The organism is Aeromonas sp. QDB39, from assembly GCF_027707585.1.
Classification (GTDB): Bacteria; Pseudomonadota; Gammaproteobacteria; order Enterobacterales; family Aeromonadaceae; genus Aeromonas; species Aeromonas hydrophila.
Genome location: NZ_JAPCIV010000020.1, coordinates 1 through 18,390 on the forward strand (window position 1 = coordinate 1; position 18,390 = coordinate 18,390).

At 63.5% G+C, this 18,390-nt stretch carries 18 protein-coding genes; 3 read left to right on the forward strand and 15 right to left on the reverse strand.

Annotated elements, in window-relative coordinates:
• Positions 1-150: 150 nt before the first annotated feature.
• Both PG899_RS13020 and dbpA read right to left on the reverse strand, forming a co-directional pair.
• A complete protein-coding gene (locus tag PG899_RS13020; RefSeq protein ID WP_016349308.1) occupies positions 151-441 on the reverse strand; it encodes a YkgJ family cysteine cluster protein in 291 nt (96 codons plus the stop codon).
• Between the two features lie 72 nt (positions 442-513).
• Positions 514-1,890 (reverse strand): ATP-dependent RNA helicase DbpA, encoded by a 1,377-nt coding sequence (gene dbpA, locus PG899_RS13025; RefSeq protein WP_011704511.1) that lies wholly within the window; start codon positions 1,888-1,890, stop codon positions 514-516.
• Between the two features lie 564 nt (positions 1,891-2,454).
• Between dbpA and PG899_RS13030 the strand changes: the two genes are divergently transcribed.
• Entirely contained in the window at positions 2,455-3,660 is a 1,206-nt protein-coding gene (locus PG899_RS13030; protein WP_016349310.1) for a NupC/NupG family nucleoside CNT transporter, read from the forward strand.
• A gap of 92 nt (positions 3,661-3,752) precedes the next feature.
• Here the strand turns inward: PG899_RS13030 and PG899_RS13035 are convergent, their stop codons facing one another.
• The 4 genes from PG899_RS13035 to PG899_RS13050 all read right to left on the reverse strand — a co-directional run bounded on the left by PG899_RS13035 (position 3,753) and on the right by PG899_RS13050 (position 5,795).
• A complete protein-coding gene (locus PG899_RS13035; RefSeq protein WP_039215114.1) occupies positions 3,753-4,253 on the reverse strand; it encodes a metal-dependent hydrolase in 501 nt (166 codons plus the stop codon).
• Positions 4,254-4,345: 92 nt separating this feature from the next.
• Positions 4,346-4,903 carry a cytochrome b/b6 domain-containing protein gene (locus tag PG899_RS13040; RefSeq protein ID WP_077096660.1) on the reverse strand — a complete coding sequence of 186 codons (558 nt, stop codon included), beginning with the start codon at positions 4,901-4,903 and terminating at the stop codon, positions 4,346-4,348.
• Between the two features lie 49 nt (positions 4,904-4,952).
• A complete protein-coding gene (locus PG899_RS13045; protein WP_077096659.1) occupies positions 4,953-5,222 on the reverse strand; it encodes a PepSY domain-containing protein in 270 nt (89 codons plus the stop codon).
• A 120-nt stretch (positions 5,223-5,342) separates the two neighbouring features.
• On the reverse strand, positions 5,343-5,795 hold the full coding sequence (locus PG899_RS13050) for a YaiI/YqxD family protein (RefSeq protein WP_011704516.1): 453 nt from the start codon (positions 5,793-5,795) through the stop codon (positions 5,343-5,345).
• A gap of 105 nt (positions 5,796-5,900) precedes the next feature.
• On the opposite strand from PG899_RS13050, the gene zntB reads away from it, so the two are divergent.
• Both zntB and PG899_RS13060 read left to right on the forward strand, forming a co-directional pair.
• Positions 5,901-6,893, forward strand: a complete 993-nt coding sequence (gene zntB, locus PG899_RS13055) for a zinc transporter ZntB (protein WP_179101450.1) — start codon at positions 5,901-5,903, stop codon at positions 6,891-6,893.
• Positions 6,894-6,902: 9 nt separating this feature from the next.
• On the forward strand, positions 6,903-7,421 hold the full coding sequence (locus PG899_RS13060; RefSeq protein ID WP_045790742.1) for a mechanosensitive ion channel domain-containing protein: 519 nt from the start codon (positions 6,903-6,905) through the stop codon (positions 7,419-7,421).
• Positions 7,422-7,463: 42 nt separating this feature from the next.
• Here the strand turns inward: PG899_RS13060 and PG899_RS13065 are convergent, their stop codons facing one another.
• The 9 genes from PG899_RS13065 to PG899_RS13105 form a co-directional block, all read right to left on the reverse strand.
• Positions 7,464-7,712 (reverse strand): hypothetical protein, encoded by a 249-nt coding sequence (locus PG899_RS13065; protein ID WP_011704519.1) that lies wholly within the window; start codon positions 7,710-7,712, stop codon positions 7,464-7,466.
• A 63-nt stretch (positions 7,713-7,775) separates the two neighbouring features.
• Entirely contained in the window at positions 7,776-8,351 is a 576-nt protein-coding gene (locus tag PG899_RS13070; RefSeq protein WP_077096658.1) for a DNA-J related domain-containing protein, read from the reverse strand.
• Positions 8,348-10,135 (reverse strand): cation:proton antiporter, encoded by a 1,788-nt coding sequence (locus PG899_RS13075; protein ID WP_179101449.1) that lies wholly within the window; start codon positions 10,133-10,135, stop codon positions 8,348-8,350. Before PG899_RS13075 ends, PG899_RS13070 begins: the two co-directional genes overlap by 4 nt.
• Positions 10,136-10,317: 182 nt before the next feature.
• Positions 10,318-10,839 (reverse strand): MltR family transcriptional regulator, encoded by a 522-nt coding sequence (locus PG899_RS13080; protein WP_005308438.1) that lies wholly within the window; start codon positions 10,837-10,839, stop codon positions 10,318-10,320.
• A 114-nt stretch (positions 10,840-10,953) separates the two neighbouring features.
• Entirely contained in the window at positions 10,954-12,099 is a 1,146-nt protein-coding gene (locus PG899_RS13085) for a mannitol-1-phosphate 5-dehydrogenase (RefSeq protein WP_016349320.1), read from the reverse strand.
• Between the two features lie 37 nt (positions 12,100-12,136).
• A complete protein-coding gene (locus PG899_RS13090; protein WP_016349321.1) occupies positions 12,137-14,059 on the reverse strand; it encodes a PTS mannitol transporter subunit IICBA in 1,923 nt (640 codons plus the stop codon).
• 454 nt (positions 14,060-14,513) lie between these two features.
• On the reverse strand, positions 14,514-15,560 hold the full coding sequence (locus PG899_RS13095; RefSeq protein ID WP_077096656.1) for a DUF418 domain-containing protein: 1,047 nt from the start codon (positions 15,558-15,560) through the stop codon (positions 14,514-14,516).
• Positions 15,561-15,581: 21 nt separating this feature from the next.
• The gene (locus tag PG899_RS13100) at positions 15,582-16,175 is read right to left on the reverse strand and encodes a TetR/AcrR family transcriptional regulator (RefSeq protein WP_077096655.1); all 594 of its coding nucleotides are present in this window, start codon (positions 16,173-16,175) and stop codon (positions 15,582-15,584) included.
• Between the two features lie 192 nt (positions 16,176-16,367).
• Positions 16,368-18,389: an exoribonuclease II gene (locus PG899_RS13105; protein WP_077096654.1), complete on the reverse strand. Its 2,022-nt coding sequence runs from the start codon at positions 18,387-18,389 to the stop codon at positions 16,368-16,370.
• Position 18,390 lies beyond the last annotated feature (1 nt).

Genomic DNA, 18,390 nt, shown 5'->3' on the forward strand with positions numbered 1-18,390 from the left:
AACCAGATAATCCGATGAGATGCCGGTTTGCCTCACTCTCATGCAAAGGTAAGATCAACCATTTAATCCGCTTACCCTTCAAATTCACGGCATATCAGGGGACGGGCTTCATGGATGGGGCACATCATCGCGGGAGTGCTCGCCCATCGGTCAGTTGAGCTTGATAAACCACTTGTCCCGCTCGTCGACGCAGTCGGGCTCGCCCATTTCAAATTCACGGCATATCAAGGGGCGGACTTCGTAGATGCGGCACATCATGGTGTTGCGGTCGAGCGCCGCGCACCAGCCATCTTCCAGTCGGTGCATCACCGGCACTTCACCTTCCCGCTCTTCCACATAGCGATCCGGTACGCCGGTATCGGTAAACAGCATCACCTCGAGGCGGCAGCAGCAGGCTTCGCAGTTCTGGCAGCTCACTTCGGGTCGGGTTGTCTGGGTCATGGCATCTGCCTTGTTCTCATGGGCACGGATAAATATGAAACAGGCGCCGAACCGGCGCCTGTGTCGTGAACCTTAGCCCAGCTTGCGAGCGCGGTAGCTGCGCCCCTTGATCTTGCCTTCCTGCAGCCGCTTGAGGGCGGCGCTCGCCACCTGGCGCTTCACCGCCACGTAGGAGTACTGCTCGGAAATCTGGATCTTGCCCACATCGGCCCCGGCAATGCCGCCTTCGCCAGTCAGGGCGCCGAGGATGTCACCGGCGCGCACCTTGCTCTTGCGGCCCGCATCGATGGAGAGGGTCACCATCTGCGGTGCAATCGGCTTGATGTCGCGGCCGATCCCGGCCAGATCCCCTTGCGGAATGGGGGCCTGCTGGTACTCCTCGATGAAGTTGACGCGCTGGGCCTCGTTCGGCTGGTAGAGGCTCAGGGCCAGGCCTTGCTGGCCGGCGCGGCCGGTACGACCGATCCGGTGCACGTGCACCTCGGGGTCGTAGGTCAGCTCGTAGTTGATGACGGCGCCCAGCTCCTTGATGTCGAGGCCGCGGGCAGCCACGTCGGTGGCCACCAGGATGGTGGCGCTGCCGTTGGCGAAACGCACCAGTACCTGATCCCGCTCGCGCTGTTCCAGGTCGCCGTTCAGCGCCAGCGCCGAGAAGCCCTTGGCGGCCAGGTGGTCGGCCACGTCGTTGCAGGCGCGCTTGGTGTTGCAGAACACCACGCAGGAGCTCGGCTGATAGTGGCTGAGCAACCAGCCGAGGGCGTCGAGGCGCTGGCCGGCCGGCACTTCATACAGCTTCTGCTCGATGGCGCTGTCTTCGTGCAGGGACTCCACGCTCACCTCGACCGGGTTGCGCTGCACACCGCGGCTCATCTGGGCGATCCCCTCCGGATAGGTGGCGGAGAACAGCAGGGTCTGGCGGTCGCGCGGGGCGTGGCTGATGACCCGGTTGATGTCTTCGCCAAAGCCCATGTCCAGCATGCGATCCGCTTCGTCCAGCACCAGCGTCTTGAGGCCGTCCAGCTCGAGGGTGCCCTGCTCCAGGTGCTTGAGGATCCGGCCCGGGGTGCCGACGGCGATGTGGGCGCCAAAGCTCAGGGTGGCGGATTGCGGTGCGGTCGGGGTGCCGCCGCACAGGGTGACCAGCTTGACGTTGGGCAGGGTACGGGCAAGACGGCGGATCTCGGTGGCAACCTGATCGGCCAGCTCGCGGGTCGGACAGAGCACCAGCGCCTGCACCTCGAGCCGGTTGACATCGAGGTTGGCAAGCAGGCCGAGGCCGAAGGCGGCGGTCTTGCCGCTGCCGGTTTTTGCCTTGGCGATCAGGTCTTTGCCATCGAGTACCAGGGGCAGGCTCTGGGCCTGGATCGGGGTCATCTGCAGATAACCCAGGCTGGCGAGGTTGTCCTGCAGGGCGGGGGAGAGGTTCAGGCTGCTAAATTCGTTGTTCACAAAAAGACTCTATATCGGAGAAAACGGGCTGCGCCGTGCGCAAGGGCGCGCATTGTATCAGAAAGCGCTGCCGGGTGTGGCGGATTTTTGAACGACTGGACGGCGACGGTGGCGGGGCTGCGGCAGGGGAAAAACGGTGGCGGCATGTTGTCCGGCTCGTCTGAAAATACCCCACTGCCTTTCGGGAATTAGCTGAAAGAAGCCGGGCCATTCATCGCAAATAAGATAAACGTTTGTCATTTTGATTTGATTAAATAAATTCGCCGTAAATTTAACCTCACCGCTGTGACGCCATTCGCCAGGTTTTAAATAAATGTGAGAAAGCTGTGAAAATAGCCCTTTCAGACTGAGTGGTTTATTTTCAACTCTCTGTTTATTAATGATTTTTATGTTTATTGAACAATGATTAGATGCTTGCGTGAGCGTTTAATTAATTTAAAAACGTTTGTATTATCCAACATGCATATTTTTACCGCAGATTGTGATGGCTATCTGATTTTTAAATATGCAAATGTCTATGATGGCGCCGGTCAAAAAATTACAAATTACTCAGGTGCTACTGGTATGGAATACGTTCACTTTGTGCTCGGACTCGTGATGGTCCTCGCTCTTGCTTTGCTGGCCAACCGCCACAACTGGAAACAGATCAAACTGCGTTATATCGGTCAACTGCTGGTGGTCGAACTGGCGCTGGCCTGGTTCATGCTGAACTCCGAAGTGGGTCTGGCGGTGGTGGGTGGCTTCGCGGCCGGCTTCACCAAGTTGATGGAGTTTGCCAAACAGGGTACCGACTTCGTGTTCGGCGGCCTGGTCAATGAAGGGGCCTTCTCCTTCTTCCTGATGGTACTGATGCCCATCGTCTTCATCTCCGTGCTGATCGGTATCCTGCAGTACATTCGTCTGCTGCCGCTGGTGATCCGCGGCATCGGTACCGTGCTGGCCAAGATCAACGGCATGGGCAAGCTGGAGTCCTTCAACGCCATCAGCTCCATGATCGTCGGCCAGTCCGAGAACTTCATCGCGCTCAAGAACATCCTGCCGCACCTGAACGAGAAGCAGATGTACACCCTGGCCGCCACTGCCATGTCCACCGTCTCCATGTCCATCGTCGGTGCCTACATGCAGCTGATCGAGCCGCGCTACGTGGTGGCCGCGCTGGTGCTCAACATGTTCAGCACCTTCATCGTGCTGTCGCTGATCAACCCCTACGAGCCGGACAATACCGTGACCGACGCCAAGGCGCTGGCCGAAGGTGACGAGCACCACAGCCCGAAGAAAGAGAACTTCTTCGAGATGCTGGGCGAGTACATCATGGCCGGTTTCACCGTGGCGGTCATCGTGGGTGCCATGCTGGTCGGCTTCATCGCCCTGATTGCTCTCATCAACTACCTGTTCGAGATGGCATTCGGTGTCAACTTCCAGTTCGTCATGGGCTACCTCTTCTACCCGATCGCCTGGATCCTGGGCATCCCGAGTGGTGAAGCGCTGCAAGCCGGCTCCATCATGGCGACCAAGCTGGTGACCAACGAGTTCGTGGCCATGATGGACTTGGGCAAGATCGCGGCCCAGCTCTCTCCGCGCACCATCGGCATCCTCTCCATCTTCATGGTGTCGTTCGCCAACTTCAGCTCCATCGGCATCATCGCCGGTGCGGTGAAGGCGCTGAACGAAGAGAAGGGCAACATGGTCTCCCGCTTCGGTCTGAAGCTGGTGTACGGCTCCACCCTGGTGAGCCTGCTCTCCGCCGTGATTGCCGGTGTGATGCTGTAATACCGCCACCCGCTCTCACCATGACAAACCCCTGCCTCGGCAGGGGTTTGTTTTTTTGGGCAACAGCAGGCGCTAGCTGGCCTGACGGAGCGCTAGCCTGGCCAGTGGGCCCAGTAACCGGCGGCCAGCAGGGTGAGAGTGCAAAAGCCGGTCTCGACGGCGCCGCCGCTTTTGAGCGGCCAGCCCGGCAGCCGGTAGCGGCGCTTGCTGGGCCACAGCAGCGGAATGCCGGCCGGGGTGAGCCAGTCTCCCAGCAGGTGGCTGAGGTAGCCGATGATAAGGGCATCCTTGACGCCGGTGGGCAGCAGGGCGGGAGCCAGGCTCTGATCCAGTCCCCAGATGGCGGCGGCCACCGCCAGCAGGCTGTGGGTGAAGCCGCGATGGCCGAACAGCCGCGACAAGGGTTTGGAAATCCAGGGCAGGCGTTGCCCCAGCACCGACTTGGGGTGGTCGAGGTCCGGCAGCAGGGCGCTGGCCAGTGCGGCAGGAATGGTGTGCCACAGGCTGGCGTCGGCCAGGGCCGGCGTCAGCTGGAGTTTGTGGGCGAGCAGGGTGCAGGTAACGGAGAAGAGCAGGTGCCCTTGGGCGGTCATGATGGCTACGACATGGGGAAAATGGCGGCGCATCTTACCAGTGTCGCGGGCCATTGCAGCAAAAAACCGGGGCCCGAGGGGCAGCCCGGTCATTAACTGCGCGGATCTTCCACCTTGGCGTCGGCAGGCACCCGTTTTTTGCCCAGCACCATGGCGCGCACCAGGTCGCTGCGGGTGAGGCGATCGGTCAGGATCACCACGGCCGCATGGACGCCGACGGCGGCCATCAGGGTGTTGGCAATGATGCCGTGCAGCTCCTCCATCCAGTCCTCGCCCCAGAAGGCATCCCAGGTGGTGAGCCAGCCGGTGACGACGGTGCCGACCAGCGACAGCAGCAGCAGCCAGATCATCAGGGCGCCGACTGGGTTGTGGCCGAGGTAGTAGGGGTGACGCCTCTGGGCCAGTTGACGCAGGTAGTAGCGAACCCGGGCCGGGGTCGGCCACCACTGGCCGAAGCGGGCGTAATGGGGACCGACCAGCCCCCACAGCAGGCGGATGATCAGCAGGATGCCCACTGTGTAGCCGGCATATTTGTGGGGCCTGCTGCCCTCTTCCAGCACGAAGAAGTTGAGCAGGCAGAGGGTGACGGTGGCCCAGTGAAACACCCGGATGAGGGGATCCCAGACTTTCACTTCAGACGAGGTTGTCATGGCGTGGCTCCATTAGAAGGGGCCGGCAGGAGACCGGCCCATGGCCGGATTATTCGTCGATCTCTTCTTTGACTTTCTTCAGGTCGGTCGGGTTGAAGTAGATCTCGACCTTGCGCTTCTCCTTGTCCCAACCGTAAATCTCGTAGCAGTTGGTCTTGGTGACCTTGAACTTCTTGATGTCGTAGCCCATCGCCTTGATCTGCTGCTGGGCGTCGGCTTCGCTCATCCACTTGCTCTTGTCGGCCTGGGTACATTGGGGATCGGCCAGGGCTGCGCCGCTCAACAGGGGGATCAGTAACAACAGGGGGGTCAGTTTCATTGCTTGCTCCTTGCGGGTGGTTGGGTCAACAGCCACAAGGTTAGTTCACCTGCCTTAAGAAAGAATTAAGCGCAAAGGGAAATGAATGGGTCTCCCCGGCGGCCGGCCGGGGAGGGAGCATCAACTCAGCTTGCCCCGGATGAGCCACTTGTCGAGGGCGTTGGCGAAGCGCTGCTTGTCGGCCGCGTTGAGGGGGGCCGGGCCGCCGGTCTGCACCCCGGCCGAGCGCAGCTCCTCCATGAAGTTGCGCATGCCGAGCCGCGCCTTGATGGTCTCGCGGGTGTAGATCTCGCCGCGGGGATTGAGCGCCTCGCCGCCGGCATCGATCACCCAGGAGGCGAGCGGAATGTCGCCGGTGATCACCAGATCGCCGGGTTTGACCTGCTGGGCGATGACATGATCTGCCACATCGAAGCCCTTCTCCACCTGCTGGGTCTTGATGAAGGGGGAAGGGGGCACCCGCAGCCCCTGATTGGCCACTAGCGTGGTCACCACCTGGGCACGGTGGGCGGCGCGGTAAAGGATCTCCTTGACCGGAATGGGGCAGGCATCGGCATCGACCCAGATGGGCATGGCAGGGCTTCCTGTGTCTGAAACGAGTGGCGCATCTTAACACGGCCGGCGTGGGGCGGCTGCCCCGGGGCTGAGTCGGGCCCGGCTTTGGTGTAAGCTGGGCCGATGAACATGAGCGAAAAGGACGAGCAGATGGATCGGGTGCCCAGTGACGTAATTTATGGCCTGACCCTGGATGGCAGGGGTGGCATGCAGCCACTGGTGGCGGGCAGCGAGATACCGGCGCAGCAGCCGGGCTGGCTGCATCTGGACTACGGCAATCCGGAGGCAGCGCGCTGGCTGTTGCAGACCCCGCTGCTCAATGATGCGGCGCGCGAGTCGCTGCTCGGCCAGAGCAATCGCCCCAAGCTGGTCCGGATGGGCGAGACGGTGCTGCTGATCCTGCGCGGCATCAACCACAACAAGGACCACAGACCGGAAGAGATGGTGGCGCTGCGCATCTTCATCACCCCGGATCTCATCATCAGCAGCCGGCGCCGGCCGTTGCTGTCGGAGCAGGACGTGTTCAACCAGCTCAAGCTGGGGGGCGGCGCCGATACCCCGGCCGACTGGCTGGTGGAGATCTGCGACGCCCTGACCGACCGGGCCGGGGAGTTCGTCGAGGAGCTGCACGATCAGATCCTGGATCTGGAGGAGATGGTGCTGATGCGCGACCTGCCCGCCAACGGCCGGCTGGCGCTGATCCGCAAGCAGCTCATCATGATCCGCCGCTACCTCTCGCCGCAGCGGGATCTGGTGGCGCGCCTCGCCAACGAGAAGATCAGCTGGCTGGATGAAGATGACCGGCGGCGTCTGCTGGACATCGCCGACCGGCTGCGGCGCTGGCTGGACGATCTGGATGCCGGGGTGGCGCGTACCGCCGTGCTGGCGGACGAGATCAACAACCTGATGGCGGAGGCGACCAACCGCCGTGCCTACCAGATGTCGGTGATGGCGCTGCTGTTCCTGCCCGCCAGCTTCCTGACCGGCCTGTTCGGCATCAACCTGGGGGGCATTCCCGGGGCCGAGAGCCCGACCGCCTTCTGGATCTTCTGCGGCTCCCTGGTGGCGCTGGCGACCGGGCTGGCGGTCTGGCTCAAACATCGGCGCTGGTGGTAAGGAGCAGACATGACGACATGGGAATCTTTTGGCGTGACCCTGCTGTTGCTGCTGGGTCACACCCTCATTCGCGGGCTTATTCACAAGAGCCTGCTGGCGCTGGCCCAGACCCGGCAGGTGAGCGAGAACCGGGTGCTCTACGTGGAGCACGTGTTCCACTTCCTGCTCGGCTGCGCCACCCTGCTGATCCTGGCCGGGGTGTGGGGGCTCGACTTCTCGCGGCTGGTGGTGCTGGCCTCCTCCTTCTTCGCGGTGCTGGGCGTCGCCATGGTGGCGCAGTGGTCGATCCTCTCCAACATCACCGCCAGCATCACCATCTTCTTCGCCTTCCCCTACAAGATTGGCGACCGGATCCGGATCCTCGACAAGGATGACTCGGTCACCGGGGTCATCACCGAGATCGGCCTCTTCTACGTGCGGGTGCGCGATGACAACGGCGATCTGGTCACCTATCCGGCCAACCTGATCTTGCAAAAGCCGGTCAGGCGGCTGGAGGGCAAGGGGACTGAACCCCTGCAACCGGAATGAGAAAAGGCTCCCTTGGGAGCCTTTTTTGAGCCTGCCGATCCCTCAGCGTTCGAAGAAGCGATAGAGGTGCTCGACCTGGATCGGGCAATCCGCCACCAGGTGCACGTGCTGGCGGGCCTCCTCGACCGAGCCGAAGTAGCGGGGGCAGCCCAGGGTGTCGGTCATCTCGTACAGCTTGCCGTCCTGACCCCTGAACTCCACGATCCAGCCGGGCAGGATGGCGTCCTGCAGGATTTCGGCTTCCTTGAAGGCTTGCTGCTGATAGAGCTGGCGAAGTTCGCTGACTGTCATGACATCCTCCCGTGACGCTTGATGCCACTTCAAGTCTAGTGGTTGCAGTCGGGGTCGGCCGGCTCATTTGGCCGATTTGAGGTGCTCCCAGGCCCAGCGCAGGCGGATGAAGGTGTCGGCATCGCCCCCGCGATCCGGGTGGTGTTGCAGCGCCAGCTGCCGCCAGCGGCGGCGGATGACATCGGGCTGTGCCCCGGCCGGCAGGGCGAACAGGGTCAGCGCCTCTGCCCTGTGTTCATCCCGCTCACAGGCCCGCCAGAAACTGCCGAGCAGCGCCTCCACCTCCTCCCGGTCGGTCTGCCAGAACACCTGCCAGTCGAGGTAGTAACTGCGCAGCGCCTCGCCCTGGGCGAGGGCGCTTGCTGCCTCGCGGGTGGCGAGCGGTTCGAGCCGGATATCCAGGGTGCTGATCACCAGCCACCACCCCTCGCCATGAAGCTCGGCCTGCAGCTGGTAGAGGGCGTTCATGATGAGGAAGTTGAGCCGAAACAGCTGCAGCTGCTCATCCCCCGGCAGAGGCGGGATGACCTCCTGGCGGCGCAGCTCGGCCAGCAGTTCGTGCACCTTGTAGCTGCCGCTTGCCTGCCGCAGCAGTGTCAGCAGTGGGGCCAGCAGCGGGTTGGGCCGGGTCTCGCTCATGGGGCGGCCGTCTCCTTCGGTGGCTGCAGGGCGATCAGCAGCTCCCCGGCCTGCGGCTCGACGGGGCCGGTGACGATGCGGGTCCGCCCCTTGCCGTCCAGCACAAACAGCGGGATGGCGCCCGGGTTGGCCTCCTGGTACTGAGCCCAGTCGAACGCCTCGCTCAGCCGGGTCGCCTTGATCTGGCCGCCCCGGCTCAGCAGGCCGCTCAACCGGGCGTAGTTGATGTCGGGACCGAACAGGTTCTGGCGGGCGCGGAAGGTGGCGCTCTCCCGATTGGCCTTGCCGTGCTGCTCGCTGGAGCGCAGGGAGTAGACCTGCTCCTCGCCGTAGAGGTGGGCGAAGTGCAGCACGCCGAGGGCGTTGTTGTGGCGGTTGGGGGAGAGCGCCAGCACTGTGCTGATGCTGGTGAGCGGCAGGTGCAGCTCGGCGTGTTCGGATTGCGGATTGCCGAAGTAGCAGGGCAGGTTGCTCATCCGTGCCTGACGGCAGAACTCCCAGGCCGGATCGCAGAGCTGGACCGGCACCCCCTGATCCGCCAGTGCCCGGCCGATGGCCCGCGCCACCGAGTTGGCCCCGATGATGAGCCAGGTATTGGGTGCACTCTGGCGCATCTTGAGCAGACCGGCCAGCGGCGCCGAGGTGAGGCTCTGCAGCACCACGGTGGAGATGATCACCGCAAACACCAGCGGCACCAGCTTGTCGGCATCGGGAATGCCGGCCTGGTGCAGGCTGATGGCGAAGGAGGCGCTGACCGCCGCCGCCACTATGCCGCGCGGTGCAATCCAGCCGAGCAGGGCGCGGGCCTGCCAGGAGAGATCCGATCCCCAGGTGGAGACCAGGATGCAGAGCGGGCGCGCCACGAACTGCACCACGCACAGCAGCGCCAGCACCATGGGGCCGAGCTGCCAGAGCTGGGCCAGATCGAGGCGGGCCGCCAGCAGGATGAACAGGGAGGAGATGAGGATGACGGCGAGATCCTCCTTGAAGGCCAGCACCTCCTCCAGATCCAGCCCCTCCTGATTGGCGAGCCAGATGCCGAACACGGTGACCGCCAGCAGGCCGGATTCGTGGCTGAGCCAGTTGGAGAGGCTGAAGGTGACCAGCACCAGCGCCAGCACGCCGAACTTGTGCAGGCTGACCGGCAGCCAGTCCTTGCGGATCAGCAGAGTGGTGAGCCAGCCGGCACCGACCCCGATGAGCGAGCCCACCCCCACCGTCTTGGCCAGCGCCAGCAGGGTGTGGCCGATGAGATCACCCTGGCTGCCGAGGCGCACCGCCTCGAACACCAGCACCGCAAACAGGGCGCCGATGGGATCGATGACGATCCCTTCCCAGCGCAGGATGCGGTCTACCTCCCGGGTCGGGCGGATCACGTTGAGCATGGGAGCGACCACGGTGGGGCCCGTCACCACCAGCACGGCGCCGAGCACCATGGCGACCCGCCAGTCCAGTCCCAGCAGGAAGTAACCGGCGCTGCCGATGACGGCGAAACTGGCTAGCATGCCCACCGAGCAGAGGTTGCGCACCACCTTGCCGATCCCCTTGAGCTCGGCCAGGTGCAGGGTGAGCGCCCCCTCGAACAGGATGATGGCGACCGACAGGGAGACCAGCGGAAACAGCAGGTCGCCGAGCAGGGCGTCGGGGTCGAGCAGGCCGCTGACCGGGCCCAGCAGCAGGCCGGTGAGCAGCAGAAACAGGATGGCGGGCACCCGCAGCGACCAGGCCAGCCACTGGGCCAGCACTGAGACCAGGGCGATCCCGGCCAGGGAGAGAGCAATCATGCAGACCTCGATTAAGGCGATGAACCTGGAGGAAGTGTAGTGGGGAAGATGGTCAGATTGACACCAGCCGGCGGCGGGAACAAGGGGGGGAGCGGATCGCGCGACAGCGGTCGTCACGGGGGCATGGCCGCGGGAGAGGGGCAGGGGCAGGGTGTGGCCGCTGGCTGCGGCCACCAGCCGGATTAGATGGGACTCTCTTTGTGGAGTTCGGTGACGCAGTCGGCCACCGCCAGCACCAGCGCCGAGCGCACCACCTGATCGAGCCGGTTCAGCTGCATCTGGTAGAAGGGCCAGTCCTCCTCGTTGGCGGGGGCCTCCTGCGGCATCATGCCGCCCTGGCTGACGCCGTGCAGGCGTGCCAGCAGATCGCGGATGGGCTTGTCGCTGAAACGGTAATCCTTGGGGTCGCGCACCAGAAAATCGCGGATCTTCAAGTAAGCCTCGAGATCCTGATAGCGTTCGAGAGAGATGAGGCCGAGGGCGAAGATGAGCTTGAGGCGCACCTCCAGCTGGCCGAGAGGGCCGCTCTGGTTGAGCAGGGGTTCGATGGCGTATTTGACGGCATACTCCTCCTGACGAAACGCGCGTCGCATCAGAGAGTCGACCGCCTCTTCCAGGATGGTCACGACCTCGAGAAAGAAGCCGCGAGGGCCATCCTGCTCGTTCAATCGCTCCAGTACTTCATCTTCCTGGTGTGTGGTCATAAGTGCATTGGGTCCAGCTGACAGGGAGAGAGTGGGCCTCTCTCCCGGTTTTTATCGTGTGAGGCGCTTTGGTGGCCGGCCCGGGTGGGCCGGCGGCGACGGCGCCTCATCAGGTCACTTCAAATTGCCATAACGGGTGACGATGGCGCTGACGATGTCGCTGTCGGCAGCCAGGCCGGTGATGCGAGCCAGAGCCTGGGCCGGGCCCAGCTCCGCCAGCAGCTGTTGCAGCTCCACCGCCTGCGGGTCATCGGCGTTGCGATAGTGCAGCGCCGCGGCGATCCCCTCCTGCAGGTGATCGCTGGGCAGGCCGTACTCCAGGGTGCCGAGCAGCGGCTTCACCAGCCGATCCCCCGCCGCCAGCTTGCGCAGCGGCTGACGGCCGACCCGGTCAATTTCATCCACCAGATAAGGGTTGGCGAAGCGGGCCAGGATCTTCTCGATATAGGCGGCGTGCAGACGCGGGTCGAAACCGTAGCGTTGTACCAGCACGGCGCCGCTCTCCTCCATGGCGCGGCGCACCTTGCTGCGGATCAGCGGATCCTCGATCGCCTCGCGGATGGTGCGATAGCCCCTCAGCTTGCCGAGGTAGGCGGTGACGATATGGCCGGTGTTGAGGGTGAACAGCTTGCGCTCGACGAAGGCCATCAGGTTGTCGGTGGGCTCCATGCCCGCCACCTGCGGCAGCTCGCCCTTGAACTGGGTCTGGTCGACGATCCACTCGCTGAAGCTCTCCACCGTCACTTCCAGCGGATCATCGTTGGCCGCCGCCGGCGGAACGATGCGATCCACCGCCGAGTCGACGAAGCCGATGCAGGCGTCGAGGGTGGCATGATACGCGACCGGCAGGTACTTGAGTACCTCCTGCTTGAGATGGCTGGTGCCGCGCACCATGTTCTCGCAGGCGATGACGTTGAGCGGTGTCAGGTTGCCGGCATCGAAGCGGGCCTGCAGCCCCTTGGCCAGGGTGCTGGCAATCTTGTCCAGGATGTTGGGGCCGACCGCGGTGGTGACCAGATCGGCGGTGATGATGCGGGCGATCACCTCGTGACCGGCGGAGCTCACCGCCGCCACGTTGCGCACCACGTCCAGCTTCTGATCCGCTCCCACCACGTGCACCTTGTACTCCTGGCGGTGGTTGAGCTGGTCGATCAGGGTCTCGTTGACGTCGGCGAAAGTGACCTGGTGGCTGGCGTCAGCCAGCAGTTTTCCAATGAAGCCGCGACCGATGTTGCCAGCACCAAAATGCAATGTTTTCATGATATTAACCTCTTGAACCAAAGACGATGAAGGACGATCAGGCAGCCTGTTCGGCACCCAGCAAATCCAGGAACTCCTGGGGATCCTGGGTGCTGGCCAGCCGGTCGATGAGGCCGGGTTCGTCCAGTGCATTGGTCAGGCGGGTTATCACCTGCATGTGTTCGTCGTTGCGGGCGGCGATGCCGATCACCAGCCGCGCCACTTCATCGGCCGCCTCGCCGAAGGCGACCCCGGCCGGGTATTGGCAGATGACGATGCCGGTGCGCTTCACAAACTCCTTGGCGGCGATGGTGCCGTGCGGCACGGCGATGGATTCGCCGAGGTAGGTGGAGACCAGCTGTTCGCGCTCCAGCATGGCGTTGACGTAGTCGGGCGCCACGTAACCCCGCTCTGCCAGCAGCTTGCCGGCAGCCCGGATGGCGGCCTCCTTGTTGTCGGCCTTGAGCCCCAGATGCACGTCATGACGGCTCAGGGTGAACACTTCGGCGGCCTGCGGCTCGTAGCTGTCGTCGTTGGCGGCCACCAGCAGCTGCGGGTTGGCTACGTCATCGTTGGCGGCCTGGGTCAGGCTCTGTACCAGCTCCTGATAGAGACCGTTGTCGAGGAAGTTGGTGAGCGAGATGTGGTGGGCGTGCGGCGCGTGGCGACGGGCCCGCTCGGTCAGATCCTTGTGGGTGATGACCCAGTCCACCTGATCGTCGAGCTGATCGATGGCGCGGTTGGTGACGCTGATGTCGAGGCCGGCGGCCTGCACCCGCTTGCGCAGCAGGCCAGCGCCCATGGCGCTGGAGCCCATGCCCGCATCGCAGGCGACCACGATGTTGCGCACTGCCATCAGTTCACCGCCCGGCTTCTTGGCCGCAGCGGTCTCGGGCTTGGCACCCTTCATGGCTTTCATCTTGCGGGTGGCTTCACCGAGGGCATCGGCCTCGTCGGCTTCCGGCTGCTGGGCACGCACGAACACGGCGGCGACCAGGAAGGAGACGGTGGTGGAAGCGACGATGGAGAGCAGCACCCCGATGAGGGAGGCTTTCGGCGTCATCAACAGCACGGCGAAGATGGAACCCGGTGAGGCGGGGGAGACCAGACCTGCGTTGAACAGGGTCAGGGTGAACACCCCGGTCATGCCGCCGGCGATCACCGCCAGGATGAGGCGCGGGTTCATCAGCACGTACGGGAAGTAGATCTCGTGGATGCCGCCGAAGAAGTGAATGATGGAGGCACCGGCAGCGGACTGCTTGGCGGCGCCGCGACCGAACACCATGTAGGCCAGCAGCACGCCCATGCCCGGGCCCGGGTTCGCTTCGATCAGGAAGAAGATGGAGCGGCCGTGCTCGGTGGCCTGCTGGATCCCCAGCGGCGAGAAGATGCCGTGGTTGATGGCGTTGTTGAGGAACAGGATCTTGGCCGGCTCGACGAAGATGGAGGTGAGCGGCAGCAGGTTATTGTCCACCAGGAAGCCGACGCCACCGGCCAGTACGCCGGAGAGCACCTTGACGAAGGGGCCGATCACGAAGAAGGCGAGGATCGCCAGCAGCATGCCGATGAGGCCCGCGGAGAAGTTGTTGACCAGCATCTCGAAGCCGCTCTTGACGCGACCTTCCATCGCCTTGTCGAAACGCTTGATGGCCCAGCCACCGAGCGGGCCGACCATCATGGCGCCCATGAACATGGGAATGTCGGTGCCCACGATGACGCCCATGGTGGTGATGGCACCGACCACGCCGCCGCGCTCACCGCCCATCAGCTTGCCGCCGGTGTAGCCAATCAGCAGCGGCAGCAGGTAGGTGATCATGGGACCGACCAGCTTGGCCAAGGTTTCGCTCGGCAGCCAGCCGGTGGGGATGAAGAGGGCGGTAATAAAGCCCCAGGCGATGAAGGCGCCTATGTTGGGCATGACCATATTGGACAGGAAGCGTCCAAAATTCTGTATCTTGACTTTGGTATCCGGTGATAACATGTCGGGACCCCGTTTTAAGCCTGTTTGATTAAAAGTGGTAGTCGGGCTGGCCGGTTTTGCCGAACCGCCATCCCTGTCGTCTAAGCAACTTCAATCTACCAGCTTGTGATCAAATTAGGCTGAAAACGGGGTGTCTTGTGACGCAGCTCTCAAATACCCCGACCTCCCCCCTCCCTTCATAGTGATATTGATCACATTCACTCTCTGTATTTCGGCTACATTTCGATCTTTGCTGCCGCCAGCATCGTTTTTATGTGACACAAATCACCATTTGCTGTTTGCGCAAACCTGATGTCAATGTGATCCATTTCTCATTTCTATTATTTGTATTCAATTGGAGCAATTTTCCTGACCTGAAAACTGAGGGTATTGACGATGGATTGCTTGAATCCACATTCAAATAACCAATGAATCAATTATTTTGTAACCCACTTTCAGTTTTTCATGATCTCCTTCAGCCGCAGAGCCGACGCATCAGCCACTCCAGCGGGCCTCGCTCGAAGCGCTGACTCCAGAGATTGGCAAACAGCAGCGCCGCCAGGGCGAAGAGGCTGGCGGCCAGCACCACCTCGGGCAGATCCTGCCCCTGCAGCCAGCCGATGGCCTCCAGTACCCCCATGCCGAGCATGATGTGGGCCAGATAGAGGGTCAGGGTCTGCCGGCCGACCGGCAGCCACACTCGCCACCAGCTGGCCTCGGGCAGGGCGCGTCCCAGCCAGAGGCAGAGGGCGATCAGGGTGCTGGCCGCGCCCATGCCGAACAGCAGGTAGAGCGGCGCCGGGGGAATGGGCTGGGTCGCCAGCAGTGGCGCCAGCTCGGGGTTCGGCAAGAGGGTCGGCAACCAGAGCGACAGCCCCTTGGCCAGCGCCATGGCACTCACCCCGCCGGCCAGCAGCCAGCGCTGGGTGACCGGATTGGCCAGAGACTGACGGCTCAGCCAGAGGCCGTAGAGCAGAAAGCCCAGCCAGGGCACCACCGGGTGCCAGCCGTTGAACAGCAGATTGCGGATGAAGCCGGCCAGGGTCCAGAACTCGGGATAGCTGAAGCTGTGCCACTGCCAACCCCGATCGTAATCGAGCAGGAACAGCAGGCCGACGAAGCTTGCCGCCAGCAGCGGGATCAGGGCCAGCAGCCAGGGGGAGGGAAGCCGGAGACAGCAGGCTCCCAGCAGGAAGTAGACGGCGTAGTAGTGGATGATGTCGGCCGGAAACACCAGGTAGTTGAGCAGCCCCACGATCAGCAGGAACAGGGCCCGCCTGGCGGTGTGGCTCATGGCCGCCGACCACGCCAGCTTGCGGGTCGACAGCCCCAGCCCGATGCCGGCCAGCACCACGAAGCTGGCGGCGGAGCGCCCTTCCAGTGCGTCCAGCAGGGGCTTGAGCCAGGTCGGCCCGCCTGCCAACACCCCCATGGCGATGCGAAAATTCACCAGCACCATGCCGAGCAGGGCCATGGCACGGGCCAGATCCAGTCCTTCCAGTCGATTGTGCGGGGTCGTCATGGTGGTGACTCCTTGGAGTGATCAGCAGGCCGGACCCAACAACTGGTCCAGCAGGGACGGCAACCTTTGTTCCACCGGTGCCTGCTCTGGATGCAGGGCCAGGGCGTGGCGCACCGCCTGTCCCTCCAGTGCGTCCAGCAACAGCTGGGCCGTGAGATCCGGTTGCAGGTGTGCAGCCAGCTCCCCCGCCTGCTGGCCACGGCGCACCGTCGCCGCCAGGGCATCGCACAGCTGGCGCTGGTTGCTGGCGAAGGTGGCGGCCATCTCGGGGTGGCGGGTCAGCTCGGCCAGGATCTCGGTGCCGAGCAGCAGGTTCTCCGGGGTCAGCGACCAGGCGAGGTAGCCGGCGGCGAAGCGGGCCAGCGCCGCCCGGGCCGGCCCCTGGACCAGCTCATCCAGCAGGGGTTGCAGCTCGGCCGCCTCCAGCGAGGCGATCAGGGCGATCAGCTCCTCCTTGCGGGCGAAGTGGTTGTAGAGGTTGCCGAGGCTCACCCCGGCGGCGGCGGCGATGTCGCGCATGCCGGTCTGGTGGAAGCCTTGCTCGATGAAGCAGCCGAGCGCCGCCTGGATGATCTGTTCGCGTCGCTGCTCCAGCCGCAGGTTGTTGGTGGTCATGGGGATGCCTCTTGCCTGAAAATTTACCATGAGCGAACGTTCGTTCATTAATTTGTGGGTTCACTCTATGCCCGTAACGAGCAACTGGCAAGCTCGGCGCGTACAAAAAATGATCGGCGGACTCAGCGGGTGGCATGGTCCAATAAAAAAGCCCGCAGAGTGCGGGCTTTTTACAAGGTGGGTAGGCCTGGCTTATTCGGCCTTGGGGGCCTCGTCGGCAGGCGCGGCATCGGCCTCGCTGGTGGGGGCGACCGGCGCCGGGCCGGGCACCAGCTCCACCGCCGGCTTGGCGATGAGGGAGCGGGTCTCTTCCACCGCTTCGGTCAGCTTGACCTCGATGATCTGGCCGAGCTCGTAGACCACCTCGGTCTTGTCCAGATAGACGCGGCCGTTGTCCCAGTTGCACTCCAGCCGATCCTTGTTGTCGAGGATATGGCGGGCGGGCATGAACACCACGGCACCGTTCTCGCGCAGACGCAGCTTGAGGCCGGCGCGCATCACGTCGATGATCTCGGCGTTGAACACCTTGTCGGTGCCGGCATCGGCCTTGAGGTAACGGACATAGAGCCAGTCGCCGATGTCGCGCTCCACCATGCGGTGCAGACGACGGCAGGCGGTCAGGTGCTCGGTGAGCTCTAGGTTCGGGCGCTCACCCGGGGTCTTGCCGGCGATGACGGCTTTGAGCAGGCGATGGTTGACCATGTCGCCGTACTTCCGAATAGGTGACGTCCAGGTGGCGTAAGCATCCAGCCCCAGGCCGTAGTGGGCGCCCGGCTCGGCGGACATCAGCGCATAGCTCTGGAAGCGGCGGATCTTGCCGTCCAGCCAGCGGGTGTCCAGGTTGTCGATCCAGCGGCGCAGGGCGCAGAAGCCGGACAGGCTGGCAATCTCTTCCTTCTCGAACGGGGCCTCAGCGCTTTTCAGCAGATCGATGGCGCCGTCGAGGGACTCTTCGTCAAAGCCGGTGTGGACGTTGAAGATGCCGTAGCCGACTTGCTTGCCCAGCACGCGGCCGGCACAGATGTTGGCGGCGATCATCGACTCTTCCACCATGCGGTTGGCGATGCGGCGCGGCTCGACGTGAATGGCCAGCACTTCGCCGTTCTCGCCCAGCTCGAAGTCGTAGTCGGGACGATCCGGGAACACCAGGGCATGCTCGGTACGCCAGGCAATGCGTGCCTCGGTCATCGCCTTCATCAGCGGCAGCTGGGCCAGCACGCCGGCATCGATATCCAGCTGTTTGCCGTGTTCGGCCCAGTCGGAGACGTCGTCATAGGTGAGACGGGCGTGGGAGCTGATGCGGGCGGCGAAGAACTCGGTCTCCTCCAGCAGCAGGCCATCCTCGGCGATGAGCAGACGGGCGCACAGGGTGTTGCGCTCCTCGCCCTCTTTCAGGGAGCAGAGCTCGTCGGAGAGGGTGCGCGGGATCATCGGCACGTTGCGGCCCGGCATGTAGACGGTGAAGGCGCGCTGGGCAGCTTCCTTGTCCAGCTCGCTGCCTTCGGCCACGTAGGCAGTCGGGTCGGCGATGGCCACCAGCAGCTCCCAGCCGTTGTCCAGCTTGCGGATGGCCAGGGCATCGTCCATGTCCTTGGTCTTGGCACCGTCGATGGTGAAGAAGGGGGTCGCGGTCAGATCGGTGCGCGGCAGCTCTTCCTCTTCGATCACCTTCCACTCCGGCAGATCCGCCGGCTCGACCTGGGCCAGGTTGTGGCGCGCCAGCACCACCCACCAGGGCACGTTGTGATCTTCCTGCGAGGCGATCTTCTGAGTGATCTCGGCAGAGAAGTTGCCGTCCACCAGGGCGTGACGCTTGAGGGTGGCAACCACCCAGTCCCCTTCCTTGAACTCTTTCTCGTCCAGCCCCTTCTTGACGCGGGCCTTGATGGCGTCCTTGATCAGCGGGTGATCGGCGACCACGTTGAGGCGGTCGCGGAACATCTTGACGCGGGCCACGAAGCGAGTCACCGCCTGCTCCAGCAGGGCATCCGGCTCGGCCACTTCCTTCTCTTTTTCGGTACGGATCAGGGCGCTCACCCGGTCACCGTGCATCACCTTCTTCATGTAGGGAGGCGGCACGAAATAGCTGGTCTTCTCATCGACCTCCAGGAAGCCGAAGCCCCGATCGGAGGCGCGGATAACACCCTCTTTCTTGGGGATGTTTTCGCGGATTTGTTGCTTGAGCTGGGCCAGCAGCGGATTGTCTTGGAACATA

What these genes read in the sequence shown, in the direction of transcription:
- PG899_RS13020 (WP_016349308.1), bottom strand. Translation starts at nt 441, where the DNA reads ATGACCCAGACAACCCGACCCGAAGTGAGCTGCCAGAACTGCGAAGCC.
- PG899_RS13030 (WP_016349310.1), top strand. Translation starts at nt 2,455, where the DNA reads ATGGAATACGTTCACTTTGTGCTCGGACTCGTGATGGTCCTCGCTCTT.
- PG899_RS13035 (WP_039215114.1), bottom strand. Translation starts at nt 4,253, where the DNA reads ATGACCGCCCAAGGGCACCTGCTCTTCTCCGTTACCTGCACCCTGCTC.
- PG899_RS13040 (WP_077096660.1), bottom strand. Translation starts at nt 4,903, where the DNA reads ATGACAACCTCGTCTGAAGTGAAAGTCTGGGATCCCCTCATCCGGGTG.
- PG899_RS13045 (WP_077096659.1), bottom strand. Translation starts at nt 5,222, where the DNA reads ATGAAACTGACCCCCCTGTTGTTACTGATCCCCCTGTTGAGCGGCGCA.
- PG899_RS13050 (WP_011704516.1), bottom strand. Translation starts at nt 5,795, where the DNA reads ATGCCCATCTGGGTCGATGCCGATGCCTGCCCCATTCCGGTCAAGGAG.
- zntB (WP_179101450.1), top strand. Translation starts at nt 5,901, where the DNA reads ATGAACATGAGCGAAAAGGACGAGCAGATGGATCGGGTGCCCAGTGAC.
- PG899_RS13060 (WP_045790742.1), top strand. Translation starts at nt 6,903, where the DNA reads ATGACGACATGGGAATCTTTTGGCGTGACCCTGCTGTTGCTGCTGGGT.
- PG899_RS13065 (WP_011704519.1), bottom strand. Translation starts at nt 7,712, where the DNA reads ATGACAGTCAGCGAACTTCGCCAGCTCTATCAGCAGCAAGCCTTCAAG.
- PG899_RS13070 (WP_077096658.1), bottom strand. Translation starts at nt 8,351, where the DNA reads ATGAGCGAGACCCGGCCCAACCCGCTGCTGGCCCCACTGCTGACACTG.
- PG899_RS13075 (WP_179101449.1), bottom strand. Translation starts at nt 10,135, where the DNA reads ATGATTGCTCTCTCCCTGGCCGGGATCGCCCTGGTCTCAGTGCTGGCC.
- PG899_RS13080 (WP_005308438.1), bottom strand. Translation starts at nt 10,839, where the DNA reads ATGACCACACACCAGGAAGATGAAGTACTGGAGCGATTGAACGAGCAG.
- PG899_RS13085 (WP_016349320.1), bottom strand. Translation starts at nt 12,099, where the DNA reads ATGAAAACATTGCATTTTGGTGCTGGCAACATCGGTCGCGGCTTCATT.
- PG899_RS13090 (WP_016349321.1), bottom strand. Translation starts at nt 14,059, where the DNA reads ATGTTATCACCGGATACCAAAGTCAAGATACAGAATTTTGGACGCTTC.
- PG899_RS13095 (WP_077096656.1), bottom strand. Translation starts at nt 15,560, where the DNA reads ATGACGACCCCGCACAATCGACTGGAAGGACTGGATCTGGCCCGTGCC.
- PG899_RS13100 (WP_077096655.1), bottom strand. Translation starts at nt 16,175, where the DNA reads ATGACCACCAACAACCTGCGGCTGGAGCAGCGACGCGAACAGATCATC.
- PG899_RS13105 (WP_077096654.1), bottom strand. Translation starts at nt 18,389, where the DNA reads ATGTTCCAAGACAATCCGCTGCTGGCCCAGCTCAAGCAACAAATCCGC.